This window comes from Nostoc sp. LPT, assembly GCF_017115165.1.
Taxonomy (GTDB): Bacteria; Cyanobacteriota; Cyanobacteriia; order Cyanobacteriales; family Nostocaceae; genus Nostoc.
Genome location: NZ_JABXKF010000083.1, coordinates 1 through 26137, shown reverse-complemented (window position 1 = coordinate 26137; position 26137 = coordinate 1). Strand labels below are relative to the sequence as shown.

Here is a 26137-nt window from a genome sequence, read left to right as displayed (position 1 = left end):
TGATTGACTAATGACTCTTGTGCAAGTATTAAACTTCTGAGTTAGGTTTGGTTAATATCCTCAGAAAAGGTGGGAGAAGTTGCCAAATTCTTGTAACCAAGAATTGCTCTTATATAGGGTAAGAACCAGTAAAATATCCAGAATGGCCCAGAGTGTCTGCTACAAAATATAGTCCAGGATTTCAATGGAAATGCTTTAATTTGTAGTACCTTTTTCAAGCGTTCTAATATATTTAAATTAGTATCTGCCCAACTATTACGGATAGAATTTTTAGTACAAGTACCAATATATCCAGGAGCTACCCATATTTTACAACCCAATTTATGCGCTCTCAGGGCATAATCTAAATCTCCTAAACTGTGAACAAAAGCTGTATCAATATTGCCAACTTTGGCGGCAACACTTTTAGGAATTAGCACGCAGTTACCATACATAGCATCGCATTTTTGGATAATGGGACTTGGTTCTAAAAATTCAAACTTATTAGAATACCACTTTTTAGATTTTACTGCTCCTCCATAGGTTGCTTTTCCTGTAATGGAGTCTTTAGTTGAACCAACTATAATTGAGTCTGGATAACCAAGTTCCGTCAAATTTTGATGAACCTGCAATAGTTTACTCACAGCATTGGCTTCCAGAAATGTGTCATCATTTAACCACAGATAATAATCATATTGATATTTTATCGCCTCACCAAAGGCGAGATGCATTCCTCCCACCCAAAATAAATTGCCATTACCCTGAAGAATTTGTACTTCTGGATATTCTGCTTTAACAGCCTCTGTAGTTCCATCAGAACTCCCATCATCAGTTAAATAAACATCACAATGAGTTTTTTGCTGATATAAAAAATTTAGACAGGCAAGAGTTGTATTTCGCCTGTTATAACATGTCATAATTACAGCTAGATTTGCTTGCTTCATTTCATTTCCCTCATATAATATCTACTATCTACAAAAACACTCATATAAATAATGCACTTTTATGCAATATTTACAAATTTACCTTCATAATCCAAACATCAAATTTTTAACTTCCGTATATTTTCAGGTAAGTTTAAAATTTAACCATTTTTTCTATCCAGCCACTGAGATTAATATCCATATTAAAGTTTTTTAGTTTTTGTTCTATTCTTCTGACCACCAACACATATCGATGCCAAACTGATACGCGAGGCATATTAAGTCTGACAACCTCTTGACATAACCATTGATATTTATCTGAATTGATATTGAATTTTTTCAATTTTTTTATTTGTGCATTCCAATCGTTATAGAAAAATAAGTTGAAATAATGAATGGATATAATATTATCCCAATGTTTAATTTGTATTCCTGTTGATAACCGATTATGTAAAGGTAATGGATAACTATAATTAGGAGGAAGGTGTTCGACGTTTTCTTCCAAAGCACATAAAGTTACAGACAAAACAGACTGTTCAACAAAATAAATACCCTGAGGAGGAGTAATATCCAAACGCATTACTTTTTCAAAGTTCTCTTTCCAAAGTGTAAATATACCTGCACTCCTTCTCACAGCAACCAAACCAGAATTCCAGTATGCTCTGATTCTTTTATTACCAATTGGTGTGTCAACAAATACCTCACGCTTTACTCCCAGTACTTCATATAGTTTTTGCCAATACCATTCTTGAGGGTCTTGCAGACCCGTAGAACCAATTCCTTGACCATACTCAGGACGTATCCGTACATTACAATCTACTGGCAATAAAAATTCTTTTGGTTCAGAAAAAAAGCATTTATCACTGTCTAAAAAAACTAATATTTCTGCATCAATATTTTGTTCTGCATAGGCACAAACCAGGGGTTTATTAGCTAAATAATATTCATGAAATTCACGATTTATTGGGATTTGTTGATGAGTTACCTGCAATACTTCAAAGGCTTGTTGGGTTTGCTTTAAAATCGGTTCACCCACTCTAGGATGAAAACTATATATAGGTGTATTTTTCAATTCGCCGCAGAACTTACGAATACTTTCTGCAAGCATCAAAGATTGACCTTCTAAACGGCCAGGTTCTGTACAAATTATAAAAGCTATAGGTATTGACATATTATGAAGTCTTGATTTACTAGGTTAATTACTCGATGAAGATTTCTTGGCTATGATCAATATTTCCTGAAATAAGGCTGAATAACGATGTGCTTGAAGTTCCAGAGTGAATTCTTGCTCGGCTTTCTTGCGAGCATAAAATGACAGTTTTTGCAACCTCTGTTCATTTTCAAGTACCCAGCTAATTCCTTTGGCAAAATCCTCAACTTCATAAGGTTTAGCCAAATAGCCGTTCTGCTGATGATCAACAATATCTTTTAAGCCAGTAGAATTAAACGCCACAACTGGAGTACCACAAGCGAACGATTCCGAAGCTGTCTGTCCAAAAGATTCTTGAAGAGACGGTACAAGCATCACATTAGCTGCTGAGTAAACAGTTGCTAAAGATATAACATCGTGTAAGTGTCCCAAATAATGTGTTTTGAAGCCTAAATTAGGTGGGTTTTCGGGTTGAGATGCTCCAAAAATCACAACTTCCAAGTCATCCTTCCAGCCAGATTTACTTAATTCTTGTAAAGCTGGTTGCAACAAATGAAATCCTTTATTTCTATCGCTTGTTGCTTCTATCGCTCCAAAGAGTACCAGCTTTTTATCTTGAGGTAGATTGAGTGCTTCTCGTGCAAAATGTTGATTAATCGGTCGATATTTTTGAGTATCTAGTCCGTGGGGAATTACCTCAATTCGCAAATTCTGGAATAAAGAACTGGAATGAGCGCACTCTGCTAACCAAGAACTTGGTGAAACCAGAGTTAAATTTAAATTTTTCCAAGCTTTTACTTTGCGCTGCCATACCCAACGGGATAAATCCCATTCATTACCACTGTTGAGTTGAGGACAAGCCCCGCAGAATACTTTGTAGCGATCGCATTCTCCAGTAACGTGACACCCTCCAGTAAACCCCCACATATCATGGAGAGTCCAAACTAGAGGACGCTTCAGTTTAGCAAAGGTTTCTATTTGCATAAAACCTCCGCTAATCCAATGCAGATTGATTATATCTGGATTAATCTGAGCAACTTTAGGAATAACTCTATCTGGCAACCATTGAGTAAAAAATGGAGTATTTTTCTTTTGGCGATAAAGCTTTAATGGCAAACTTTCAACTGTCAACTTTGCCTTAGCAATGCCTTGAAACAGTCTAATTTTAGGTGCAATTACTGTTTTATCATTACTATATTTTTCCTGAACTAACATTTGTGACTGTAGTCCTATATCCTGTAAACCTGTGTGTAAACGATATGCAGCCCTCGCTGCACCGCCACTAATATCATGGGTACTAATATGTAAAATTTTCATTTTTATTCACTTAATAATCACTAAAACTATTTCTGACTGTCATAAAAACTAATGGACTAAAATATTTTTACGATTTTGTTGATATTCAACAGTCAAAGATAATGAGGTGGTGACATACATTAACCAATTCCAGCTAGGAGTTAATAATCTGGCTTCTGAAAAATTAACTATGACTATGATAAGTAGCATCTGCATTGGCCAATAATCTTCCGGTTTTTTAGCGACAGAAATAATTCGAGTCAATGCCATTACAAAAAACCGGACAAAACCTGCTGCAAAAGTCAAAAAACCTAAGAATCCCAATTCTAACAATAATTCTAAAAAACCATTATGGGCATTACTTGCCCAATCATAAGTAGCTCTTAATTTAGAAGCAGCATTACTAGTCCAAAATCCCGAAAATCCATAACCTAACCAAGGTCTTTCCAAAATTTTAGAAATGACTAGCTCCCAGAGGTCAGAGCGTCCATTGAAGGTAAGGTCTTTACCAGAAGTACCAACTACAGTTTCGGCATTATTGAGAAGTAATATTGAAGAAATCATTAGGAACATCAAAGTTGAAGTAATCATAATAAATTGTAATTTATAATTAGTTTTCTTCAGGGATCTGTATAAAGGTAAAAGTAATATCATTGTCAACAAAATCGTTAAAGATGTTGTTGAACGTGAGAAGATAATTAGACATATAGAGATCCCACATAATACCCACATCAACCAGCGATACCGATGGCCACTAAGAGCAAGGTGCAAAAAAACTCCTGCACTCCAAGCCATCATGTAACCTAATTCATTTTTATGACCATAAATTCCACTCCACATACCTAGTAATTCAGGTGATTCGTGAATATAACCTGGTACGAATGCAGAAAATAGAATAGATAATGATGCAGCTACACCAAGTGCCCAAGCTATCAGCTTAATTTGTTCCTTAAGCGGATAACGCATTGCTAAATAGATGGCAAGAAAATATATTCGGATTAGACCTCTTAGATAAGTAAGACTAGAACTTAGGTCTTCTGACCATAAAAGAGAAAATATAACTATTGCTAGTAAAAACAACTGTAATGGACTTCTAGTGATTACAAAAATAAAACCTTTCCAGTATAAAATTAGGAAATAAAATAGGATTAAATATGAAACTATATTGAACAAAGTATCTAGCTTATCACCTCCAAGTGTAGACATGGAAACTTCTTGTGCGGGGTGTATTGTTAATGCACCTACAGCAATCAGTAATAGCAAGATAGTTAATATTTTCTCTGTTAATTTCACTTTCATTTTTGAGATTTAATTTATCTATTTTTTTATTGTTGAGTAATTCAATCTTTTCTTAATTTCCTCTTTAAAAATATCCAATGCAGTTGCTTTATAGACTGTTTTCTGTGTAAAATTATCTGCCTCTACATTCCTCACAATAAATGGTGGATGCTTTAAGGGAAATTTCATTGCCTGCATGGACATATTGATGAAGGAAAATCCTTGATTTGAAGTGAAATGAGTTGCGTCTGAACCAACACCAACATTAGAGATTAAATTGACATTGGGAATAATACTTAAGCTTCCCTGCATCCAACAAGCAAATGTCCATTGGTAATCCCAGGTTATACCTGTAGGATTGTCATAAACAGACTGAAATATTCGTTGCCAAGAATTTACTGCTTTTTGGTCTATAAGAATGTCATGTAAAAGGTTTTCTGCTTGCACCTCTTTCCAGAGTTTGATAGTCAAATCATAATGTTGCCAAGCACGTCTCCAACTTGCCCAACCCCAGCAGTGGTTGTAGCGAGAAAAATAGTAACTGTAATTTGTACGTTTTTGTCCAAGTTGAAGATTTTGAGCAGAGATTGTGGCGATTCTGGTATCATCTCTATATTTTTCCAGCAATTCTTGACTAAATCTGAAAAAAGTTGGGTGAGGGATACAATCATCTTCCAAAATAATTGTCTCATCGACGTTATTAAAGACCCAATCTAAACCACTTGATACCCGTTTTGCACAACCTAAGTTGATATCAGAATAATTCTTTATTACTTCACAATCCCAATCAACTCTCTCAATAATTGCCCTAGTCGCTTCACATTTTTCTGCCTCACCTTCGCAGTCAGTGCGGGGTCCATCTGCAATTACAAAAAGTTTTGTTGGCTTGGCTTGGCGAATAGCTTCAAAAACTTTCTCTGTTGTTTGTGGACGTTTAAAAATAATAAAAGTTACGGGTGTTTGCATAATAATAAAATTTAAATAATAACGATCAGTATTTGTAAAAATGAATAAGCGATCGCACCTGAATTTTAAAGAGTTTTTGTGTTCTTGAATCAAATGCGTTACATATAAAAGCAGCAGCAGCTTGAGATATTATTGTTGCGATCGCAGCTCCAAGTCCTGCATATTTAGGAATAAGCAATAAATTGAGAATAATGTTTAGTATTGCCCCAAATAAAGTCTTACCTAAAGAAACGTGGTTTAAACCTTCAGCAATAAACCAAGGTGATGTTGCAAGACCCATAAATACAAACAAAGAAGTCCAAATATGAACTGCTAATATTGCTCCTGCCTCTGCATATCCACTTCCAAACATCACTATAATTATCTTGTCAGAAAAAAAGGACATTGGAAGAGCAATTCCTAAAGATATACATGTCATTAGACTGAGTAATTGTCCTATTCGCTGATAGTAAAGACTTTCTGATTTTTCCTTTGCTGCATAAATTGCTGGAGCAACAGAGGAAACAATAGCGCCTGGAATAAAATACCAAATTTCAGAAATACGCACAGCAGCAGAATAAACTCCAACCTCACTATCTCCGATCATTTGACCTAACATTACCTGATCTATTCTCATAAAAATCATGATGGCGAACCCCGAAAAAATTAGAGGTAAACTCTCTTTCATAAGAGTTTTGGCAGAAGCAAAACTCCAACGCCATAACCACAATGAAGACCCTTTGACTTGGTAAACAATCAGTAAGCCAATTGCACTCATTGCAAATTCTGCTAATGTTACCAAAGCAAAAGCTAGCAATGGTGCTTTTGTTAAAATTAATGTGATTTTGATGACAGTATTTAGCAGAAATGCCGTGTTTTTAGCGATTACAGTATATTTTGACTGCACCTGTGATTGAAACCACAGTTCAATAGTATCAGATGCCCTAAAAATTCCTACTACTCCTAAAATTGTAACTAGCCATATCTTTAGTGCTTCATGCTCACCTAAGAAAAACATCGTGCTAACTGCCAATAAAACAGAAGCAATTCCACCCAAAAATTTTAGCCAAAAGGTAGTTCCTAAAATTTCCTCTTTGTTTGATGATTGACGAACAAGATGGCGAACTACTACGTCGTCTAGTCCGAGAGTAAAAATTGGGCTAAATAAGGCAACAAAAGCTAAAGCATAGTTAAATAGACCATACTGTTGTACTCCTAAATAACGTGCTACCCATACTCCTACAACTAAGCTTGCACCCATGCGTAGAATGCGGTCAGCAAATAACCAACCTGTATTAGCAATAACTGCACGCAGCCCAGAACGAGATTTAAATTTCGATAAGTTTATAACTTTTAATTTACTTAACATTATTTTTATGAATTAATCATCTGACATTCTTTATACCTATCAATCTCGCTCGTGCAAATTTTTCATTTTATCAAATACAAAACAAAGTGTATTTATTCAGTAAATCACATTATTTATCATCTACAAGGGTTTTAATTTACCACTAATCAAAATTTTCAAAAAATAGCTAAATAATAAAATAATGCCCTTGATTTTCCAGTAAAAACTATGCTCAAATAAAAATATTATTTTCAAATAAGTAACAAAATCTTGAGATTTTGGGCATGGTATTGTTTGTAGCTCATTAATAGATGTGAAAGCTAAGAATAATGGAGAACTAAAGTTGTTTTTTTGCAGAATGTAATTAAACAGAGAATTGCGTTTCCAAAATCTTTTATATTCATAGTTTTTGTCTACATCTAAAAAGTTCTTATTATGATATTGATTATTCTCATGTATTCTATACATCACTAAAGGTTTAGACATATAAAACTTTTTAGCCCCCACCAAAGAAGCTCCCCATACCAAACAGTCATCAGCTCTTACACGCCAATCTTCTATATTTGGAATAGGTAAAATTTTTCTGACTATCTCTCTACGTATTGATAATGTTGAAGTTATGGAACCAATCCATTCTCCATTATATAAAGTTCTAATTACTGAATAACCCAAATCTAAATCAACTGCATCGTCTTGAAATGTCCCTTGTACTGCTCCAAATTTTTTATACGCACAAAATATAAAATCACATTCACTGCGTCTATTATAAAAATTTAGAGCGTTTTCTAAATACTGAGGTTCATAAATATCATCGGCATCTAAAAAAAATATAATGTCACCAGTAGCAGCTAAAAACCCTTCATTAAAAGATGATAATTGTCCTTGATTTTTTTCTTTCAAAATAGATTTAACATTAGCTAATTGAGTAAATTTATTGATGACTTCCGCAGAATTATCTGTGGATGCGTCATCAACAATGATAATCTCATCAAATTTAACTGTCTGATTTAAAGCGCTATCAATTGCCTCAGAGAGAAATTCAGCATAATTGTAATTATTAATTAAACAGGAAGTTTTAATTTTAATTTTATCCATTATTCCTACAGTTAAAAAATTTGGTTTAGATGGTTGTAGTGATGGTAGCTTTCACAATTTCTAGGATAACTTAACGCTCTTTGCGAAATTTAGTTAAGCTGCTAGATACCAAATCTTGTTCAATTTGTCGTTTTTTAGTGTCATAAAAATAATTATTAGGTTCATTTTTAGTATTCACACCATTGATGACTATCCCTAATACCTTCTGACCTGACTGAGTTAAAAACTCTTTAGCTGCATTTGCACTGTTCAAGTCAACCACTCCAGGACGAACGACTAATAAGATACCGTCAGTTAAGGTGCTTAAAACAGCAGCATCTGCTATTCCTGACAAGGGAGGAGTATCGAAAATCACAAGATCGTACTCTCTCCCAAAGTTACTAATTAATGTTGCCATGCGTTGAGAATCTAGCATTGCCACTGGATTTGGAGGCAAAACTCCAGAAGTAAGAACTTCCAGATTAGGCATTACTTCCTGAACAACTGTATCTAAAGAAGCTTGGTTAGTTATGACATTACTTAGTCCAATTGTATTTGTTAGCCCCCAGATATGATGCTGTATGGGATGACGCATATCTGCATCCACCAACAACACTCTACGCCCCGCCTGAGCCATAGTCACAGCTAAATTTGCAGATACGTCAGACTTTCCTTCTTTGGCAACGGAACTTGTAATTACAATGCTTTTGAGCGGTTTATCAGAACAGAGGAATTTTAAGTTCACTTGTAGTATTTGATATGCATTACCAACAGGGAAGTAAGGAATATCTCTACCAATGATTTTGGGAATAGGTCTATCGAGTCCTGCTATAGAAGAATGATCTTTACCATTTCTAGCTTGTGTAGGAATCACTCCTAAAACACTGTATCTCAAGACATCTTTGGCTTCTTTGACGGTCTTCACTGAGCGGTCTATCAAGTCTAAAGTAAAGGCAACAATGATACCTAAGAAGAAACCAACTCCTGCTCCACCAACAATAAACAGCATTTTCCGAGGCCCTTCTGCTTTATCAGGGATTAAAGCATAGGAAATGACACGAGCATTAGGAATTTTTTGGTTTTGTGCAATATCAATCTCTTGGCGTTTCTTTAAGAGTGTTTCGTAAGTCGTTTGAGCTGCTTGCAGTTTCCGTTCTAGCTCTCGTTGACTCTGTTCTAACCTTGGCAAATTATTTGCTCGTTTGATGTAGGCATTTTGCTGTTGTTTGAGTGTGGCAATTTGTCTCTCCAGACCAACGCGTTCTGCTTGAGCACGAGTAATATCTGCAATTAGGCTTTGTCGCAGTTGTCCAACCTGTAAACTTCCCTGTGTTATCTGCGTTTTACCCGCTACTTGTCCTGTCCGCTCTTTTAGCAAGTTGTTAAGAGCTACGACTTTTTCTTCTAAGCTAGTAATTGTAGGGTGTTCAGGTGAAAAACGGGTACGCTCTAGTGCAAGTTGGCTTTCTGTTTCTTGAAGTTGGGCTAGCACTTTCTGAACTCCAGGTGCTTGACTCAATTCAGATTCGATTACACCTTGCCGTGAATCTACCTGAGCTTCACTGCTTAACTGTTCTAGACGACCCTTGACATCATCTAGTTGAGCTAAAGCTTGAGAAATTTGGTTTCCTAATTTAGAAATTGTATCGACTGCTGCGGTTGCTTCTTGTTCCAGGACAACAACTTTATTCGTTTCTTTAAATAGCCGCAGTTTTGATTCGGCTCTTCTGACAACTTCCTCAGCTTTAGGTACTTCCGTTACGAGAACCTGTTTGGCTGTCCGCGCTTCATTCTGATTAGCCTTGATATTTAAATCGATATAACTGTCAATAACTTCATTGATGATTTTGGCAGCTAGTTCTGGATCGCCACCTTTATAAGAAAGTTGTACAACATCAGTGCCTTTAATTCCTTCTATTTTTAGTTGTTTTGCCAAGTCGGGAATCGAGAGCAGTTTGCCTTGACTATCTTTAAGGTTGAGGGAATTAATTGTTTTCTCAATTACTGGATTTGATCCAATAACTCTCACTTGAGTTTCCAGGGGATTGTCGTTCACATTCAAAGCTTCTAGGCGTCCTATGTCATCCGGTAAGCCCGTGAGTGAGGAAGAGCGATTTGTTTTTATCATCAAACTTCCTTCTGCCTTATATGAAGGTTTTAGTGAAAATGCATACAAGCATCCAAGGGTAACAGATATAGCAAAAATTCCAACTAGAGGTAGCCAACGCCGTTGAATAACTTCTAAGTATTTCTGAATATTTACTTCTTCAAAACTTGGTAAAGATTCCATCGTCATAAGATATATACAAACTTTTATAAAAAAGATTATTTACTTACAGCAGATTGTTCTTAGTATTTTGCCCACAGTAGCGCTGTAATCTACTTTGCAATAGTAATCTTCTTTGTTGATTGTCAGCGCCTTTTTGCTGAAGTTGTTAAATATCTGAAGTTAACTAATAGTTTTGCAGAGCGCAATTTTAACTTAGATTGATATTTTCCTGACAGCAAAGCAAAAACAAGATAACTCACAATTTTCTCCCTGATTTAGTGGCCTCCCATTTTTAGGGCTTAATTTTGGTTAATTTAGTTTTGTGTTACTACTAATGCAAGTATTGATTTGTAAACTAACAATCACTATCATATTATGTGAGAACACTCAATTCGAGAACTTTACAAAAAATTTACATAAAAGACTAATATATTCGCTGTCGGTTTGATGATTTTAAAACGACAAAAGGAGTTAATTGCTTCAGGGTAAGGAATAGAACAATTGTGCCAGCCTATAAGCAATGGAAGCACTTCAGAGATAGGCTTTGTACAGTGAAAAGAGATACCTACAAAGACTGGATAGATGTTTACGTAAGCCGCTTCCAAACTTTTAGTAACAATTAATTCTGACTCTGAAAATGGTTAATTTTAGTAATAATACGGAACTGGCAATCATAAAATTGTATGATTTGAGTATTGAGTCTGTAATAACTCGCAATCAGTTTAATTTGTCCAGTCTGGTGAAAGACTTTTTATGTGGCTTGAGGTATGAAAATTACAACGTGCTTGTCTTTAGGTTTTTTATACGCCAGTATTTTAGATTTACCCGTAAATTTTCAATCACCTTAGTTGTATTCTCTAATCGAGGCAAAATACCCTTTTCAATATCTACGTAAAAATATATTATCTATTGTATTAGATATGTAATATATAAGAACACGTGTTAAAGATAAACGGCTAGTAAGTAAATTGGCATACTAAAACTAAACGTATGTCAAGAAAGATAAACTAGGCTAAAACCCTCTTTCCTGCTCCCTCCTGTCCGATTGTTACAACAAATTTTTGCGCTGACCTACTTAGTACAAGTAAGTAAGTCGGCGCAAATAATTAGAAGACAAGTAGTAAGACAAAATTAATTTACACAAAATTGAAGCTGAAGCCCTATCCAGCTTCAATTTAATGTAGCCTAAGAGGAGAGTATCAAATGCCAACGTGATTAGAACAAGAAATTAGTCTACATCAGACTAGTACATGACAAGAAATCCAGCTCCTATCTTAATTAACTAGACAAATAGCTCAAGCTACTTGTTCAAGGTAGGCAAACTTCCGCCAGATTTTACTAGATTTCACCACATTTTTAATGAATAGCTATATTTATTACTACCTGTGTTAATCTAAAGTACTTAAGCTAGGCTGCTATTTCTTGGTTTCTGTATCTAGGCAATTGTAATTATTAAACTGACATTAAATGTTGAGAGATTGAATTATGAAATCCTCTTCTATTTTCTTAGTTATTATGATTAGCGCACTTACTCTCAGTCAGAGTGCCTATGCTAACCAAGAGAATGTTCGCATAACAATAGGCGATCGCGATCAGGCTAGAGTTTTATTGACAGAACCAGCCACGATTAACACGACATGGAGTAATTTTATCGGACAGACTAATAATCCAAAACAAACTGCTGAATCAACTTTGCTAGTGCAGGAGCAACGATGCCAGAAAATTAACCCGCTTGAGTTCATCAATAACCCAGGCGCTTTTTTTAAGCAATGTCAGGAGCCAACAAAGACTCAAAGTAGTGAGCCAATTGAGTATCTCAAGGTTCCTAAACTGGATTCTGGTATTAGTGTGACCGTTACTAAATTTTGATATAGGAACTTTTTTAACAATAGAGAGCTAATTCTTGGTAGTGTGATTTATCTAGATAATTTACGCTCAAACATGGATGAAATATTTATGCTGGCTGCTTTAGCTCAAAGCAGAAAAGCTTTGCCGGAATGTTTACCGAACCCACCAGTAGGCTGTGCGATCGTAGATGGCCAAAAGATAGTAGCTCAAGGATACACGCGAACACCAGGAAAACACCATGCTGAAGCTGACGCACTTAAACAGATTCAAGGCCAAGCTTTCAACTTCTTAAAAATGTATGTAACTCTTGAACCTTGTTCTTTTCATGGACGCACACCTGCATGTGCCTTAGCGATCGCTGAAGATCGTCGGATAGATAAAATATATGTATCTATACTCGATCCAGACCCCCGCAATAATGGTAAAGGATTAGACATTCTTAAGAATTGCAGGAAAGATAGTTAATGTCGGGTTATGCGCCAATGAGGTAAATGCTTTTCTTAATCAATATCTACTAAGGTGATGGTTGAAGAGTTAGATTAAAACTTTAATATAGTACGATTTTTCCAAAAATCTTTGCAATAAGCCAATCATCTGTATAAATTCACAACTATGCTGTTGTGTCAACTTAAAGTTGAAACTAGTAAGCAAGAAAGCTGTGAGATGTTGCTTAATTAGGAGTCTTAGACTATTTCCGACTTATCCAAAAAGTGGGAACGTTGTTCTTCAAGCTATTGTGCATAACAATCAACTAAGCACCCTTACACAAAAATATTTTCCCTTTAAGAGGATATTAGGGCGATCGCGGGTGTTGCTGTCTTGCCAAGTATTATCCTTGATGTTAGTGTTACCACTGTTAGTACTTTTAGTCCATAAAATGTCTCTAGGAGTAATCAAGTTGATAATACCGCATCTAGTGCAGATGTCTGCGTGCAATTATGACACAAGTGCGATTGTCACAGATATCTGCGTCTTCTTGGTGATCCTAAATCTTAGGAAAGAGATATGAGTAAGAATGAATGTAGAGATGTAGCAGTGCTACGTCTGTGCAAGTGTTCTGGATACCGCATAATTAATTTCACCAGACGCCTAATTACTAAGTATTTGACCAGATTCTTAAAGAAAGCTGTTATTAAAGAAGGGGAGCAGGAGAAGTTCTTTCATGTTTAACGATCACCCGCTATGCACCTGGCTTGATATGATTAGATTGTATTACAAAAAAATGAGGTCAAAAATGGATATTTTATATTTAATAAGTTTTTATTTAATAATATTACATCTCTTGATAACAGACTAATAACACTTCAATAAATGAATTTTTTGTGATATTTTGAGAGTTGATATTAATAATTTATCTCTTAGATAATGAAATCGTTGCTCGGTATTTTTTACTTTTTTCAGTAATCGCATCGGATAACTAATTAAATGTTAATTGTATTTTAAAATATGCAAAAATAAATGATAAAGAAATGGAATTCCTTCAAAGGATATCCGAATGATACTTTAGATAATTGATTTGTGACTAGTGATGATGTTATTATTAAGGGGTAGGTTGATTTTGGGTTTATTATCTCCAACAATTAACTTGTAATGTATCATAGACCAGAATTCATCAGTGTTGCAAATTGATTAGACCTCTTGCATAAATTACAAATTAAGAACCCCACCCCGCCAAAGCGTAGTTTTGTATCCCCTCCTCGCAAGCGGGAAGGAGATTAAGGGATGGGGTATTAAGCACTTTTGCAAGATATCTATTGATTAGCAGTGTGAAATGGCTGTGGGTCTGAATATCTAGACTTGATACCAATAAATTGATGAGGTTACAGAGGAGCAAATAACCATGAGCAACTTAACATCTCCACATACCGAAGTTCAAAAAACGAAGAAAAAAAGTTTAGGCGCAGATAAAAAGCCTCGAGCTACAGATGATATTGTGCGTAGTTATCTGCAAGAGATCGGGCGTGTAGATTTGTTGACTCGAGAACAAGAGGTTATTTTTGCCCAACAAGTGCAGCAGATGATGAATTTATTAGCTGCTAAGGAAGAATTGGCTGTGAAATTAAACCACGAACCCACGCTGCAAGAATGGGCAGAGCGGGTGGAGTTAAGTGTAGAGGTGCTAGAACAACAGCTAAATTTAGGACACCAGGCCAAGCAGAAAATGATTCAGGCTAATCTCCGGTTAGTGGTAGCTGTGGCAAAGAAATACCAGCACCGGAACCTAGAATTTATGGATTTAATTCAAGAAGGTACTTTAGGTTTAGAACGAGGGGTGGATAAATTTGATCCCGCTCTTGGTTACAAGTTTTCTACTTATGCTTACTGGTGGATTCGTCAAGGAATTACACGGGCGATCGCTCAACAAGGACGTACAATTCGTTTACCTATCCACGTCTTTGAAAAACTGAACAAAATTAAACGGGTGCAGCGAGAATTATCTCAACAGTTGGGTCGCGTTCCTACTACTGCTGAAATTGCCACTGCCTTATCTTTGACACCTAGCCAAGTTCGAGAGTGTTTGTACTTAGCCCGTCAACCCTTCTCTCTAGAGGCACGAGTTGGTGAACAACAAGATACAGAATTGCAGGACATATTGGAGGATGATGGCCCTTCCCCCGAAGATTATGCCGTTGAAGAATCTCTCCACCAAGACTTACAAGACTTATTGGCAAAGCTGTCTCCCCAGCAGCGAGAAATATTAACCCTGCGCTTTGGTCTAACGGATGGCTATGAACTTTCTTTAGCACAGATTGGCGATCGCATGGGTATTAGTCGAGAACGGGTGCGTCAGATAGAACAAAAAGCTCTCAGTCTCCTCCGACGCCAAAAGGAACAAGTACGTAGTTATCTAGCTAGTTGAGGTTATTTTTCATAATTTAGGGTATTGAAACTCAGGAGATCGCCATAATGGCTATATAAAATTCAGTTATTCTGGGGGAAAATAAACCCAAGTAATCTCTCTTAAGGATTTGATATGAGTACACCAAAGACAGTGCAACAATTGCAGGTACAATGGGTGACTTCTGAAAACTTTCGGCGTTATGGACAGGTAATTTTTGCAAGTCTTGATGGCAAAACTTACGATGGGGAAGATGCCCAGTTAAACCTGCAAAACGGGATTCCACGATTTTATGTTATGCGGTTGGAGAAGATAGGGCGAAAGTTCAGCAAAATTACTCGCCATGTACAATGCACTCAATGTCTGGGTTCTTTGGAAGGGAAGGATTGGTTAATTGCAGTTTGTCCTCCTCATAATAATGTGAATGAACCAGCATTAGAAGAGATTGCTGCTTTCCGCATTCCAGGGAATTGTTTTATCAAGCTAAATGAGGGTACTTGGCACGCTGGTCCCCATTTTGACCATGAAGCTGTGGATTTTTATAATTTGGAACTAGCTGATACAAATATGGTGGATCATTTCACCCATGATTTTCTCAAGAGTCATCAATTAGAGTTTGAGATGGTTTAGGTAATCCCTCTTTTTTACTTTAGGAAGAGAAAAATCAATAAAATATTTAACTAGCAAGAGGAAAACTGACCGGAGAAGCCCGAAAATCGAGCTTCAGTTTGGCGGTGTGAAAGCTTCTGTTCATAGGCTTTCCAACAGAAGGAAAAATTAGTTCAAGTATTACGTCAGTTTGGTTATGATGTATGGATTGTCTAATGTTAGCCTAGAAATCGATATCCTAGCAGAATGGTTGCGTTGAAGTTTCCACTGCCTTTGAAATTTTCTTAAACATTCATTTTATGGCTTCTTCCAATTCTCAATCTTCTAACAAAAGCTTTGTCTACCGCGAATTTGGCAACGATAACTCCGCCGCCACAGAAAGACCAATTCCAGAACTGCCCCCACAACAAAATCTGAAAGTACAGGCTTCCCGCAAAGGACGCAAAGGCAAAACCGTCACAGTCGTTAGCGGTTTTCAAGCGAAACCGGAAACCTTAGCAGATTTGGTGAAGCAGTTGAAAACCCAGTGTGGGACAGGTGGGACACTTAAAGACAACGAAATTGAAATTCAGGGCGAACACAAACAGAAAATTGTCGAGATTTTGACCAAGCTAGGTTACAAAGCCAAAATTAGCGGTGGCTAATCTTAAGTGCGGTTTACCGTATCTTAACCGCTATCTAGATTAAGAGAGGGAATGTTATCTTTGAGAGGTACAAATATGCTTGAACAGTGGTAAATTAGTTTGCCAACAAGCTGTATTTTCTGAGATTAACAGGAGGTTTAAATGGATTTAGTTCGGATTCTGTGTGCCATTTTCCTGCCGTCTTTGGGAGTTTTTTACAAGTAGGTTTTGGTATAGACTTTTGGATTAATATACTTTTGACACTGTTTGGTTACATTCCTGGAATTATTCATGCAATATAGATAATTGCTAAGAAATAATTTTTTGTTTGTATAAGTAGGTTAAGCGTACCAATATCTGTGTTAGTGATTTTTATAGAGGCAATTCATGAATTGCCTCTATAAAAAAGTCCATAAGATTAACTATTTTGTATTCGTAATTTTAATTAAACAAAAATATCTAAAAATACTACTTTATTTTTGAAATATACTTTCAAGTTACCTTGTGCATTCAAACGTTCAATCCGCAGGAGTAGCATCGGACGCGCTGCCGCTTTACGGAAATGTAAATTGCTAAGGAATAAACATTGCGGGTCAGCAATATCGCATCTGTTAATTCAAAGGTGGCATCTTTGGCGAAACCTAAATATTTGTAAGCTACTTGACGAAACTCTTCAAGTCTGGCATTTTTCATGTTGGCAGGTGAGTAATGGTAGTTCTTTTCTCACCTTCTGCCAAAAGGGGGACTGTATTCAATCAGACACCCCTTTTTTCTTGTGAATTCCCCATCTAGTCTCAGCCCAAAGATAATGATAATCAAATTAGGGGAGTGGGAGAGAAACGAGCGTCGCTCGTTTCTCTCCCACTCTTCCCATGATTATAATTATTGTAGTATTTTTTAGTGCGTATATACTACATAATTGTTAAAGGTCGCCGATGCTTTGAAGCTGACTTGAGAATATTTTAATCTCTAATTCCATTTAATTTGCGTTCTCTCATATCGCTTTTAGTCTAAACCCCAGTAAATAAAAATTGTAAAAACAATATTTATCAAGTCTCTAATATAAGCTTTTGTGTGGCAGAAAATACCGAATTAACTCTAACTTTTTAACATGGCATAGAGTCTAAACTCTAGAAGCAAGGGGCAGATGTGCAATTGCCATTGCACAGTTGAAACGTTTAAATCTTTGATTAAACCAGTGCGTATATCTAGTACCCAGCCATGAACCATAGGCGCTTTTCGCTCATAAAGTACCTGACGCATGATGGAAGTTTGGTAAATATTTTTCACTTGCGCTACAACATTGATTTCTGCCAAGCGATTCAGACGTTCTTCTCTTGTTGGCAAGGCATCAATTTCTTCTTGTTTCTCTAAATACAGTTCCCGAATCGGATTTACCCAGTTATCAAGAATTCCGATAGTTCTCCCTTCTAAAGCTGTCTTAATTCCTCCGCAATCGTAGTGACCACAAACGATAATGTGTTCCACTTTCAGGTGTAAAATTGCGTATTCTAAAATGGCTAAAAAGTTTATATCCGTTAGAGAGACTTGATTGGCAATATTACGATGTACAAATAACTCTCCTGGTTCTGTACGGGTAAACTTTGTTAATGCTAGACGACTATCAGAACACCCGATGTATAGAAAAGGTGGTGTTTGTCCACTAGATAATTCTTGAAAGTAAGTTGGATCTAGAGCTAGCTTTTCGGCAACCCAAGCCTGATTATTTCTGAGGAGTTCATGAATGCTGTTGTATTTCATCTTTCGTCAAATTCGAGAGAGAATATCATCAATATTTTATTTTAACTGATCTACAGTTTTGTCTAAATCAAGATGAACTTTCTCAGAACTAAAATCTTATAAAGATGACAATTTTTTTCAATCGGGGGCAACAACTTTGCTACCGTTATGATGGTTGATTGACCAACGGTGATCGATAGTTACAGAGGAAAACTCGCAAATTTCTTCTAGTCGCTTTTGTTGTACAGCAGCTTTACGGAGAGTAATAATTAGCTGATTCACCTGATGCCGTAAATCTGGGTTATCATTTACTGCTAACATAGTTTGTCTTTCTAAGAGTTGAAGTATAAGTTCGTAGTGAATAGGCGAAGGTAGAGGAATTTGCTCCATGAAGTTCAATTTTGATTTCATATTTGGGATTTTGTATTAGTCACAGTTTGTTTCTTGTTAATAAATTGTTACATACTAAATAACTAGTTACTTATGGCTTTGATTTAATTAGCAATGAAGATTTGGCAAAGATATTGATGATATTTGATGGCAAAGTGCTGCGTGTGTACGCATAGTGTGCCCAATTGGTTCAACTCTTTTGTGCAGCCCTGCACATTGTAGGGCAGGTGGGGTGTTTCTTTCAAAAATTCCTCGGTAATATACGGGCGATCGCAGCGCCGGGATCTGGTTGTTTTACCAAAGATTCTCCAATGAGTACAGCAGATGCACCTGCTGTCAGCACTAAACTCAAATCTTCTGGGTTGTGTAGTCCTGATTCGCTGACAACAAAGATGTTTTTCTCTTGCAATTGTCTACCCCTTGCAGCCAAAAGTTGGCAAGTAGTTTGCAAATCAACAGAAAAATCTTCCAAATTGCGATTATTTATTCCTATCAAGGAGACTCCATCTAAGGCTAACACACGGTCAAGTTCTGCCAAGCTATGGACTTCAATCAAGGCTGCCATCTTCAAGTTGTTAGCAATTTTGAGGAAATATTTCAAATCTTGATCGCTCAGGATAGCTGCAATTAACAAAATAGCATCTGCACCCTGAACTCGCGCCAAGTATATCTGGTAAGCATAAATCACAAACTCTTTACACAGTAGGGGCAAATCTACGGCAGCGCGAATCTTGGCTAAGTTATCAAAGCTGCCTTGAAAGAACTTGGTATCTGTGAGTACAGAAAGACAACTAGCACCACCTTGCTGATAAGATTGGGCGATCGCTACTGGGTCAAAATCTGCTCGTAAAACGCCTTTACTGGGAGAAGCTTTTTTGACTTCGGCAATCAATGCTGGCTTTGTCTTACCTTGGCGCAAAGCGGCTACAAAATCACGGGTTGGCGATGCAGTGAGTACCTGCTTAAGCAATTGCTGTAAGGGAACCTTTTCCCGCATTTGGTCATATTCTACTTCTTTCTGCCAGACAATTTCTTCCAAAATGTTGTTTGGCGCAGCATCAGGTACGGCAGCCTGATAACGTAATATAGACACGGCAATAACTGGGTTAGGTGAACGGCGACGGATTTGCATAATTAGTCATTAGTCATTGGTCATTGGTCATTAGTCACTAGTCATCGATCGGTAGTCATTTGTCCTTGTTTATTAGCAAAGGACAAATGACAAACAACAAATAACTAAATTGCGATCGCTCGTTTATAAGCTTCGTCCAAGACTTCCGAGAGTGTCGGGTGGGCGTGAACTAGATGTGCGAGACTTTGGACAGATTGACGGTTTGCGATCGCTGCTGACGCTTCATGAATTAAGTCTGAGGCGTGCAGTCCGAAAATGTGAACACCCAAGACTTCTCCAGTGTCTTTGCGATATATCACCTTGGCAATACCGTCGGCTTCATTTTCTGCCAACGCTTTGGAATTTCCTTTGAAGTAACTCCGACTTGTGGCGATTTCAAACCCTTCGGTTTGTCCCAACTCCTTAGCTGCTGTTTCAGTTAAGCCTACATAGCTGACTTCTGGGTGGGTAAACGCCGCTGCGGGGATACTGCGATAGTCTACTATTCTCTCCCTCCCAACTATATTTTCTACCGCGATGATGCCTTGAGCAGAAGCTGCATGTGCTAACATTATCTTCCCATTAGCGTCGCCGATTGCCCACAGATGCGGCACGACTTCACCTGCTGATAGCACTGCCATGCGATCATCTACTGGGATAAAATTTCGCCGATCAAGTTCTACACCCACTGACTCTAAACCAAGATTTTTGGTCGCCGGGATGCGTCCCGTAGCCACCAAGCAGGCATCTACTTCGATGACATCTACATCTTCCTTGGTTTTGAAATCTGCTAACTCAATCACCACAGGTGAACCGGGAATGACTTTTTTGGCGTATATCCCCACTTTTGTTTCAATATCGCGGGGAGTAATTAGTACCCGTTCAGCAAGTTTGGCAATGTCACGGTCAAATCCTGGCATTAACTGATCGAGGGCTTCAATTAAGGTGATTTCACAACCCAAAGCTGAGTAAATATCCGAAAATTCCAAGCCTATGTAACCACTGCCAATAATTGCTACCCACTCTGGTAGTGATTCCAACTTCACACCTTGGTCGCTGGTAAAGACAGTTTTGCCGTCTATTTCAATTCCTGGAGGCACAAAAGGAATTGAACCTGGCGAAAGGATGATGTCTTTGGCTGTGATGGTTTTTTCACCACCGTCTCCGGTAATAGAGACTTTTTGCGTCCCAGCGATTTTTCCCCAACCCCTGATGATATCGACTCCTAGACGTTTGAGGCTGTTGGTTAAGTCGCCTTGAATTTTTGAGACGAGATCATTAGCATGATTAGCGATCGCTTGGCGATCGAATTCCACGCTACCAATTTGAATTCCCAGTGACTTGAGGTGGTGGGCATTGCGTAACTCCCGCACACGTCCAGATGCTGCCAGCAGCGCTTTAGAAGGAATACAGCCCCGATTAACACAGGTTCCTCCCATATCAACAGCTTCAATAATTGCTGTTTTCAAACCACAACTTACGGCGTGTAAGGCTGCGCCATGTCCGCCTACACCAGCGCCGATAATTACTAAATCGTAATCATATCCTTGACTCACGTTAGTTTCCCCGTGTGCTTCGCCTATTTATTCTCAACTTGACTCGACAATCAGCGCAACCCTTTTAACAGTTATCAGTTATCAGTTTTATCGCTGACCTCTAAATCCCTCACCTTACATTACCCTGACTGTTTACTGTTGACTGTTCACTGATTTCAGGTTCGGGTATTGCTAACTCAAATTATGATTCACTCACTTCTGGCGAAAATATGGATATTTTCATTATATGGGTTGGTTTTCCTACAAAAGCGACAAGAAATTAAGTGAGTATTTACAGGTAATCAAGCTGATTTCAGTTCTGAGCTAGTTAATAAATAGAAATTGCAGTCTCATCTAGACTCCCATTACCCCTTATCCTCAAAGGAGGCCCCAGATTCCCCACTCTCCACACCTTTTTCTTTACAGCGCGTTAGCGTAACACTAAGCTGGATTTAAGATTGATCCAGAAGATTTACGCAGGCGATCGCTCGATGTCTATTCCCCAAATTAGTGAATTTACTATCCACCGTCATGCCAACGCCAAATCTTTCCAGCGGGGCGAGGCATATTATAACGCTGGTGCTGTTAATGCTGTTATCCAACGTGGTCATCTGCTTCAGGCAGATGTTGTAGGCACCGAAGCTAGACCTTATCATGTCAACCTGAATTTCGATAGCAGTGGGTTAACCTCAGTAAAATGCACCTGTGCCTACGACTATGAAGGGTGGTGCAAACACATTGTAGCGACAATGCTCGTTTGTGCGCGTAACTCAGAAAATATTGAGCAGCGCCCCACTCTTGAAGAACTACTAAATCGCCTGGATCATATCGAAACTCAAAGGCTGCTGCAAGAGTTGGTAGCAGAATACCCCCCCCTAATTGAGGCGATTGACCGCCATGTAAGTTGGATGACGAATCCTGCTGACAACCAAACAACCATAAAATTCGTGCGCCGCAATACTCTCGATCCCGCTCCCTTTCGGCGGCAAGTACGGCAGATTCTCAAGGATACCGTGCGCTACTTTGAGGAGGGGTACGAAGAAGACCCGATTGGCGAAGATTTGCTGAGTGTAGTGCAAACTGCGGTTGATTTTAGCGAACGGGGAGAAGGTGAAAATGCGATCGCTATTTTGTCAGCGATTACCTCTACCTGTGCCGAAAATTGGGATGATGTTGCCGAATACGGCGCTGAAAATGATGAAGTTGTTGGGGAATTAAATAATGCTTGGTGTGAAGCAATTCTGATCGCCGAACTTACTCCAGAAGAAAAAGTTGATATTCAAATAAATTTAGAAGCTTGGCAAGATGAGTGGAATGCTGATTTTGGTCTAGTTATGGAAGCTTTACGCCAAGGTTGGGATTATCCACCATTACTACAAGTTCTCCAAGGTAACATTACTGAAAGGGGAGCTTGGGAAGAAGACGTGCCAGATTATGCTGATGATTTGGCATTAATTCGCCTGAAAATTCTCGAACGTCAAGAACGTTATCAAGAATACCTGTATTTAGCAGAAGCGGAAGGGCAGACTCAGCAATATCTGACAATGTTGGGGCGTTTAGGCAGGGTGGAAGAAGCAATTGATGCTGCTCAAACCCAGATGAACTCAATGGAAGAAGCCTTTGCCCTAGCGAAAACACTCAGCGTTCAGGGGGCATTACAGCAAGCACTAGATATAGCCGAGAGTGGATTAAATTTACCAGGTAATTGTCAGTATGAACTGGGAATTTGGACAAGTGATTTAGCTAGTGAGTTGGGTAATAGTAAAGCTGCTTTATTAGCAATCAAGGCGGCTTTTCAAGTAAAGCCCTCCTTTGTGGACTATCAAAAAATGGCAGAATTGGCTGGGGAAAACTGGGAAAGTGTCAAAACAGACCTGCTGAGAATTGTCCGTACTGATAGTGGTTGGGGAACAGAATCAGCCAAGGTGGATATATTCTTGCATGAGGGGCTAATTGATGATGCAATTGCGATCGCTAGTGAACTAAGTTCTGATCGCTCAGAGTTAATTCACTGAGTTATGGATGCTGCTATCCCTGATAATCCTGGTTGGGTGATTGCCAATGCTCGTCGCCGTGCCGAAAAGATTATGGATGCAGGTAAAGCCGAATACTACTATTACGCGGTTGAATGGTTGAAAAAGGCGCGTAATGCCTACCTGGAATCTGGGAAGAAAGCTGACTGGTTAAGCTATCGGGAAAACTTGATGCAAACCCACGCTCGGAAACGTAAATTGATGGGAATGTTTAAAGAAAGCGGTATGGAGTGAAGAATGAGATATAGGACTGAAAATGACGTAGGCACAATACCCTTCTCTTAACAAAGACGCTACGCTAACGGGAAACCTTTGACTACATGAATTTTACCTAGCAAGGATTTTGGGCAATGCATAATTGCTTTCACAAGATACAGGAGTTTGCAAGTAACTGAGGTATAAAATGCAAGACTCACGCATCAGATATAAAGAGTTTTTACTTTTTGCGTCAAAATGCGTAGCTTTGTACTTCATGCAAAAGAAAACTGCTGTATCCCATTGATACTTTTAAGTCTGCAATAACCAGATGATTTAGCTTTTAAATTGAGATTTGCTCAAAATATCAACTTTAGCGACAAAAGATGAAGTAAGATTCACATCTAAAGCAGTCCCCGTATAATCCCATAGTTACTAACAAAAAATAGTCCAGTGCAATGATTGATAAATACCCTCAGAATCTTATAGTGTCTTGCTTACCGCTGAGTATGCTTCTATTACTGGGCAGTACATCTTTAAGTCCACTGAAAGCTCAGGCTGTTGAGACAACAAAATTACCAACTAGTAATTTCATCCTATCACAACAAATTCCACCACCACAGGATATCCAACCACCCATCACACCTTCACCACCTCCCTCACCTGAAGTGCCACAGCCACTCCCCCCACCAGCAGAACTATTTCCACCCTCTGCCCCAACTCCCACACTTGAGGAACCACCCTCTGGCAACTTTCCTCAAACTATTGTTGTTGAGCGGTTTGAAGTTATTGGTAGTACAGTCTTCAGTGCCCAACAGTTAGCCCAAGCCACTGCTGAATTTACCAAACGCCCAATCTCACAGACTGAATTGTTTCAAGCACGTTCTAAAATCACTGAGCTATACGTCAAAAATGGTTACATTACTTCTGGTGCTTTGATTCCACCCCAAAAAATCCAATCTGGTGTTGTGAAAATTCAGGTAATCGAAGGTAAATTAGAAGATATCCAGGTAACTGGGACTCGGCGGTTGAATCCGAATTATGTCCGCAGCCGACTAGCAATCGCGACATCACCACCTCTGAATCGCCAGCGTCTACTAGAGGCACTGCAACTTTTGCAACTTAATCCTTTGATTAAAAACGTGACTGCTGAACTCTCAGCAGGATCGCAACCGGGTACGAGTCTTTTGGAAGTTAAAATCAGTGAGGCAAAAACCTTTAGTGGGCAAATAGTTCTTGATAATGGGCGATCGCCCAGTGTTGGCAGTTTCCGACGCGGGTTAAGATTGAATGAAGCCAACTTACTCGGATTGGGAGATGATCTGAGTTTAGGCTACACCAATACTGATGGTAGCAACTCATTTGATGCCAGCTACACATTGCCTCTTAATCCCCGCAATGGAACTCTTAGCTTAAACTATGGTGTTACGTCGAGTAATGTTATTGAGCCTGATTTCGCTATTTTAGATATCGAATCGGCATCTCGCTACTACGAATTGACATTCCGCCAGCCAATAATCCAAACTCCTACACAAGAATTCGCTCTGGGGTTAACAGCTTCCCGACGAGAAAGTGATATCTCGTCCTTGTTACAGAGAGAAGGGCTTCCCGCCTCTGAACTTTCGCCTGGTGCTGATGAACAGGGACGCACTAGGGTATCTGCGTTACGATTTTTTCAAGAATGGACGAATCGTAACAGTCGGGAAGTCATCGCCCTACGCTCTCAATTCAGTTTGGGCATAGATGTCTTGAATGCCACGGTTAATCAAGATGCTCCTGATAGCCGTTTTTTTGCTTGGCAAGGGCAAGCGCAGTGGGCACGCCTTTTAGCTCCTGAAACCTTACTATTACTTCGTTTAAATACGCAACTTGCATCTAGAACACTTTTGCCTATAGAGCAATTTGGCTTAGGTGGGCAGGATAGCATTCGCGGCTACCGTCAAGATTATCTGCTGACGGATAATGGTACTTTTGTTTCTGCGGAAGTTCAAGTACCAATTCTGCGCTTACCCCAGATAAATAGCACATTACAAGTTGTCCCGTTTGTGGATTTTGGTGTTGGCTGGAACAGTTATGGTAGAAATAATCCCGATCCCGATCCTAATACTTTAGCTGCTGTTGGTCTGGGGTTGCGTTGGGCACAAGGCGATCGCTTCACCGTTCGTCTTGACTGGGGTATTCCTTTAATATCTGTTAACTCAAATGAGAGAACATTACAAGAAAACGGTCTATATTTTAGTTTACTCTATAATCCTTTTTAACCGCTGTCCATGTCCACTCTATTAAGAGTTGAGGGTGGACATGGACAGTAGTCAAGGATCAAAAAACTATGAGTATCTAAATTTTTATAAAAAAGACCCTGGGTTATAATTCCAGGGTGCATACACGTTTTTCAGGCATTAATAGGTTGAATAATAACTTTGTAAAATAGTTATTTCTACTATCTATAGAATGATACAAAAATAGAATTTAGTTATTCCAGTCTATCAATATATCTACCGTTGGGAGTATACAAATATTAGAAGAGGCAAGTTATCTCAAGTCCGGTTAATTACTTATAATTACCGCATCTGTGGAAAAACCCCAAAAGCCTCTTTCACCCTGCTCCCTGCCCCCCTGTCCTCTGTGAGCTAAATGATAAGTCTTTAGTCGGACACAATATTATCCGGCAATATTTTGATTGGATTAACCTTCAAATGGTAGTGTAATTAATCCATATAATTTCAGCTAATTTAATTTTTATTGGGGGCATAAAACACACTTAACAATTCACGCATTCACGCATTCACGCATTCAAACATTTTAGACATTTCAGACGAACGCGAGTGCGTCTCTAAGAGTTGAGAAGTGCCAACTCCTGCGGGGAGACGCCAAGGGCGATGCGCGGGTTAAGAGCGTTGTGGCAACTACGTTCCATTTAAACCCCGACTGAAAATGATTTGGAGGCGGAGT

The 26137-nt window shown here is 38.4% G+C and carries 19 protein-coding genes and 2 pseudogenes; 8 read left to right on the top strand and 13 right to left on the bottom strand.

Going from position 1 to position 26137, the window contains the following annotated elements; all coding sequences use genetic code 11:
* Window positions 1-41 precede the first annotated feature (41 nt).
* The 8 genes from HWQ58_RS18065 to HWQ58_RS18030 all read right to left on the bottom strand — a co-directional run bounded on the left by HWQ58_RS18065 (window position 42) and on the right by HWQ58_RS18030 (window position 10289).
* Window positions 42-923, bottom strand: a complete 882-nt coding sequence (locus HWQ58_RS18065; RefSeq protein WP_292865353.1) for a glycosyltransferase family 2 protein — start codon at window positions 921-923, stop codon at window positions 42-44.
* A gap of 133 nt (window positions 924-1056) precedes the next feature.
* Window positions 1057-2073 (bottom strand): hypothetical protein, encoded by a 1017-nt coding sequence (locus tag HWQ58_RS18060; RefSeq protein WP_292865350.1) that lies wholly within the window; start codon window positions 2071-2073, stop codon window positions 1057-1059.
* Window positions 2074-2097: 24 nt separating this feature from the next.
* Window positions 2098-3369, bottom strand: a complete 1272-nt coding sequence (locus tag HWQ58_RS18055) for a glycosyltransferase family 4 protein (RefSeq protein WP_292865347.1) — start codon at window positions 3367-3369, stop codon at window positions 2098-2100.
* Between the two features lie 48 nt (window positions 3370-3417).
* A complete protein-coding gene (locus HWQ58_RS18050) occupies window positions 3418-4647 on the bottom strand; it encodes an O-antigen ligase family protein (RefSeq protein WP_292865344.1) in 1230 nt (409 codons plus the stop codon).
* Window positions 4648-4665: 18 nt separating this feature from the next.
* Complete coding sequence (locus HWQ58_RS18045; RefSeq protein ID WP_292865377.1) at window positions 4666-5592, bottom strand: glycosyltransferase family 2 protein; 927 nt, start codon at window positions 5590-5592, stop codon at window positions 4666-4668.
* A gap of 25 nt (window positions 5593-5617) precedes the next feature.
* The gene (locus HWQ58_RS18040; RefSeq protein WP_292865341.1) at window positions 5618-6940 is read right to left on the bottom strand and encodes a flippase; all 1323 of its coding nucleotides are present in this window, start codon (window positions 6938-6940) and stop codon (window positions 5618-5620) included.
* 120 nt (window positions 6941-7060) lie between these two features.
* Window positions 7061-8014: a glycosyltransferase family 2 protein gene (locus tag HWQ58_RS18035; RefSeq protein ID WP_292865338.1), complete on the bottom strand. Its 954-nt coding sequence runs from the start codon at window positions 8012-8014 to the stop codon at window positions 7061-7063.
* Window positions 8015-8084: 70 nt separating this feature from the next.
* Window positions 8085-10289 (bottom strand): polysaccharide biosynthesis tyrosine autokinase, encoded by a 2205-nt coding sequence (locus tag HWQ58_RS18030; protein ID WP_292865335.1) that lies wholly within the window; start codon window positions 10287-10289, stop codon window positions 8085-8087.
* Window positions 10290-11747: 1458 nt separating this feature from the next.
* Between HWQ58_RS18030 and HWQ58_RS18025 the strand changes: the two genes are divergently transcribed.
* From HWQ58_RS18025 to HWQ58_RS18000, 6 genes and pseudogenes are all read left to right on the top strand, one after another.
* Window positions 11748-12131 carry a hypothetical protein gene (locus HWQ58_RS18025; protein WP_292865332.1) on the top strand — a complete coding sequence of 128 codons (384 nt, stop codon included), beginning with the start codon at window positions 11748-11750 and terminating at the stop codon, window positions 12129-12131.
* A 72-nt stretch (window positions 12132-12203) separates the two neighbouring features.
* Window positions 12204-12575, top strand: coding sequence for a deaminase (locus HWQ58_RS18020; RefSeq protein WP_292865329.1), 372 nt, complete (start codon window positions 12204-12206; stop codon window positions 12573-12575).
* Between the two features lie 1375 nt (window positions 12576-13950).
* Window positions 13951-14970: an RNA polymerase sigma factor, RpoD/SigA family gene (locus HWQ58_RS18015; protein ID WP_292865326.1), complete on the top strand. Its 1020-nt coding sequence runs from the start codon at window positions 13951-13953 to the stop codon at window positions 14968-14970.
* Between the two features lie 114 nt (window positions 14971-15084).
* Entirely contained in the window at window positions 15085-15579 is a 495-nt protein-coding gene (locus HWQ58_RS18010; protein ID WP_292865323.1) for an ureidoglycolate lyase, read from the top strand.
* Window positions 15580-15857: 278 nt separating this feature from the next.
* Complete coding sequence (locus HWQ58_RS18005; RefSeq protein ID WP_292865320.1) at window positions 15858-16202, top strand: translation initiation factor; 345 nt, start codon at window positions 15858-15860, stop codon at window positions 16200-16202.
* A gap of 141 nt (window positions 16203-16343) precedes the next feature.
* A pseudogene (locus tag HWQ58_RS18000) lies at window positions 16344-16483 on the top strand (YqaE/Pmp3 family membrane protein).
* Window positions 16484-16691: 208 nt separating this feature from the next.
* Here the strand turns inward: HWQ58_RS18000 and HWQ58_RS17995 are convergent.
* The 5 genes from HWQ58_RS17995 to lpdA form a co-directional block, all read right to left on the bottom strand.
* On the bottom strand, window positions 16692-16874 hold the full coding sequence (locus HWQ58_RS17995; protein ID WP_292865317.1) for a hypothetical protein: 183 nt from the start codon (window positions 16872-16874) through the stop codon (window positions 16692-16694).
* Between the two features lie 405 nt (window positions 16875-17279).
* A complete protein-coding gene (locus HWQ58_RS17990) occupies window positions 17280-17942 on the bottom strand; it encodes a carbonic anhydrase (RefSeq protein ID WP_292865314.1) in 663 nt (220 codons plus the stop codon).
* A gap of 117 nt (window positions 17943-18059) precedes the next feature.
* A complete protein-coding gene (locus HWQ58_RS17985; RefSeq protein ID WP_104907996.1) occupies window positions 18060-18311 on the bottom strand; it encodes a DUF5340 domain-containing protein in 252 nt (83 codons plus the stop codon).
* Window positions 18312-18552: 241 nt separating this feature from the next.
* Window positions 18553-19443: an indole-3-glycerol phosphate synthase TrpC gene (gene trpC / locus HWQ58_RS17980; protein WP_292865311.1), complete on the bottom strand. Its 891-nt coding sequence runs from the start codon at window positions 19441-19443 to the stop codon at window positions 18553-18555.
* A 104-nt stretch (window positions 19444-19547) separates the two neighbouring features.
* The gene (lpdA, locus tag HWQ58_RS17975) at window positions 19548-20978 is read right to left on the bottom strand and encodes a dihydrolipoyl dehydrogenase (protein ID WP_292865308.1); all 1431 of its coding nucleotides are present in this window, start codon (window positions 20976-20978) and stop codon (window positions 19548-19550) included.
* 470 nt (window positions 20979-21448) lie between these two features.
* Here lpdA and HWQ58_RS17970 point away from each other — a divergent pair.
* A pseudogene (locus HWQ58_RS17970) lies at window positions 21449-23224 on the top strand (SWIM zinc finger family protein).
* A gap of 419 nt (window positions 23225-23643) precedes the next feature.
* A complete protein-coding gene (locus HWQ58_RS17965; RefSeq protein ID WP_292865306.1) occupies window positions 23644-25446 on the top strand; it encodes a ShlB/FhaC/HecB family hemolysin secretion/activation protein in 1803 nt (600 codons plus the stop codon).
* Window positions 25447-26137 lie beyond the last annotated feature (691 nt).

Bases quoted from the DNA above. Each gene is read 5' to 3' on its own strand.
- trpC (WP_292865311.1), bottom strand. From the start codon at position 19,443: ATGCAAATCCGTCGCCGTTCACCTAACCCAGTTATTGCCGTGTCTATA.
- HWQ58_RS18010 (WP_292865323.1), top strand. From the start codon at position 15,085: ATGAGTACACCAAAGACAGTGCAACAATTGCAGGTACAATGGGTGACT.
- HWQ58_RS17965 (WP_292865306.1), top strand. From the start codon at position 23,644: ATGATTGATAAATACCCTCAGAATCTTATAGTGTCTTGCTTACCGCTG.
- HWQ58_RS18045 (WP_292865377.1), bottom strand. From the start codon at position 5,592: ATGCAAACACCCGTAACTTTTATTATTTTTAAACGTCCACAAACAACA.
- HWQ58_RS18005 (WP_292865320.1), top strand. From the start codon at position 15,858: ATGGCTTCTTCCAATTCTCAATCTTCTAACAAAAGCTTTGTCTACCGC.
- HWQ58_RS18015 (WP_292865326.1), top strand. From the start codon at position 13,951: ATGAGCAACTTAACATCTCCACATACCGAAGTTCAAAAAACGAAGAAA.
- HWQ58_RS18040 (WP_292865341.1), bottom strand. From the start codon at position 6,940: ATGTTAAGTAAATTAAAAGTTATAAACTTATCGAAATTTAAATCTCGT.
- HWQ58_RS18020 (WP_292865329.1), top strand. From the start codon at position 12,204: ATGGATGAAATATTTATGCTGGCTGCTTTAGCTCAAAGCAGAAAAGCT.
- HWQ58_RS18065 (WP_292865353.1), bottom strand. From the start codon at position 923: ATGAAGCAAGCAAATCTAGCTGTAATTATGACATGTTATAACAGGCGA.
- HWQ58_RS18050 (WP_292865344.1), bottom strand. From the start codon at position 4,647: ATGAAAGTGAAATTAACAGAGAAAATATTAACTATCTTGCTATTACTG.
- HWQ58_RS18035 (WP_292865338.1), bottom strand. From the start codon at position 8,014: ATGGATAAAATTAAAATTAAAACTTCCTGTTTAATTAATAATTACAAT.
- HWQ58_RS17995 (WP_292865317.1), bottom strand. From the start codon at position 16,874: ATGAAAAATGCCAGACTTGAAGAGTTTCGTCAAGTAGCTTACAAATAT.
- HWQ58_RS17990 (WP_292865314.1), bottom strand. From the start codon at position 17,942: ATGAAATACAACAGCATTCATGAACTCCTCAGAAATAATCAGGCTTGG.
- HWQ58_RS18055 (WP_292865347.1), bottom strand. From the start codon at position 3,369: ATGAAAATTTTACATATTAGTACCCATGATATTAGTGGCGGTGCAGCG.
- HWQ58_RS18030 (WP_292865335.1), bottom strand. From the start codon at position 10,289: ATGACGATGGAATCTTTACCAAGTTTTGAAGAAGTAAATATTCAGAAA.
- HWQ58_RS18025 (WP_292865332.1), top strand. From the start codon at position 11,748: ATGAAATCCTCTTCTATTTTCTTAGTTATTATGATTAGCGCACTTACT.
- HWQ58_RS18060 (WP_292865350.1), bottom strand. From the start codon at position 2,073: ATGTCAATACCTATAGCTTTTATAATTTGTACAGAACCTGGCCGTTTA.
- HWQ58_RS17985 (WP_104907996.1), bottom strand. From the start codon at position 18,311: ATGGAGCAAATTCCTCTACCTTCGCCTATTCACTACGAACTTATACTT.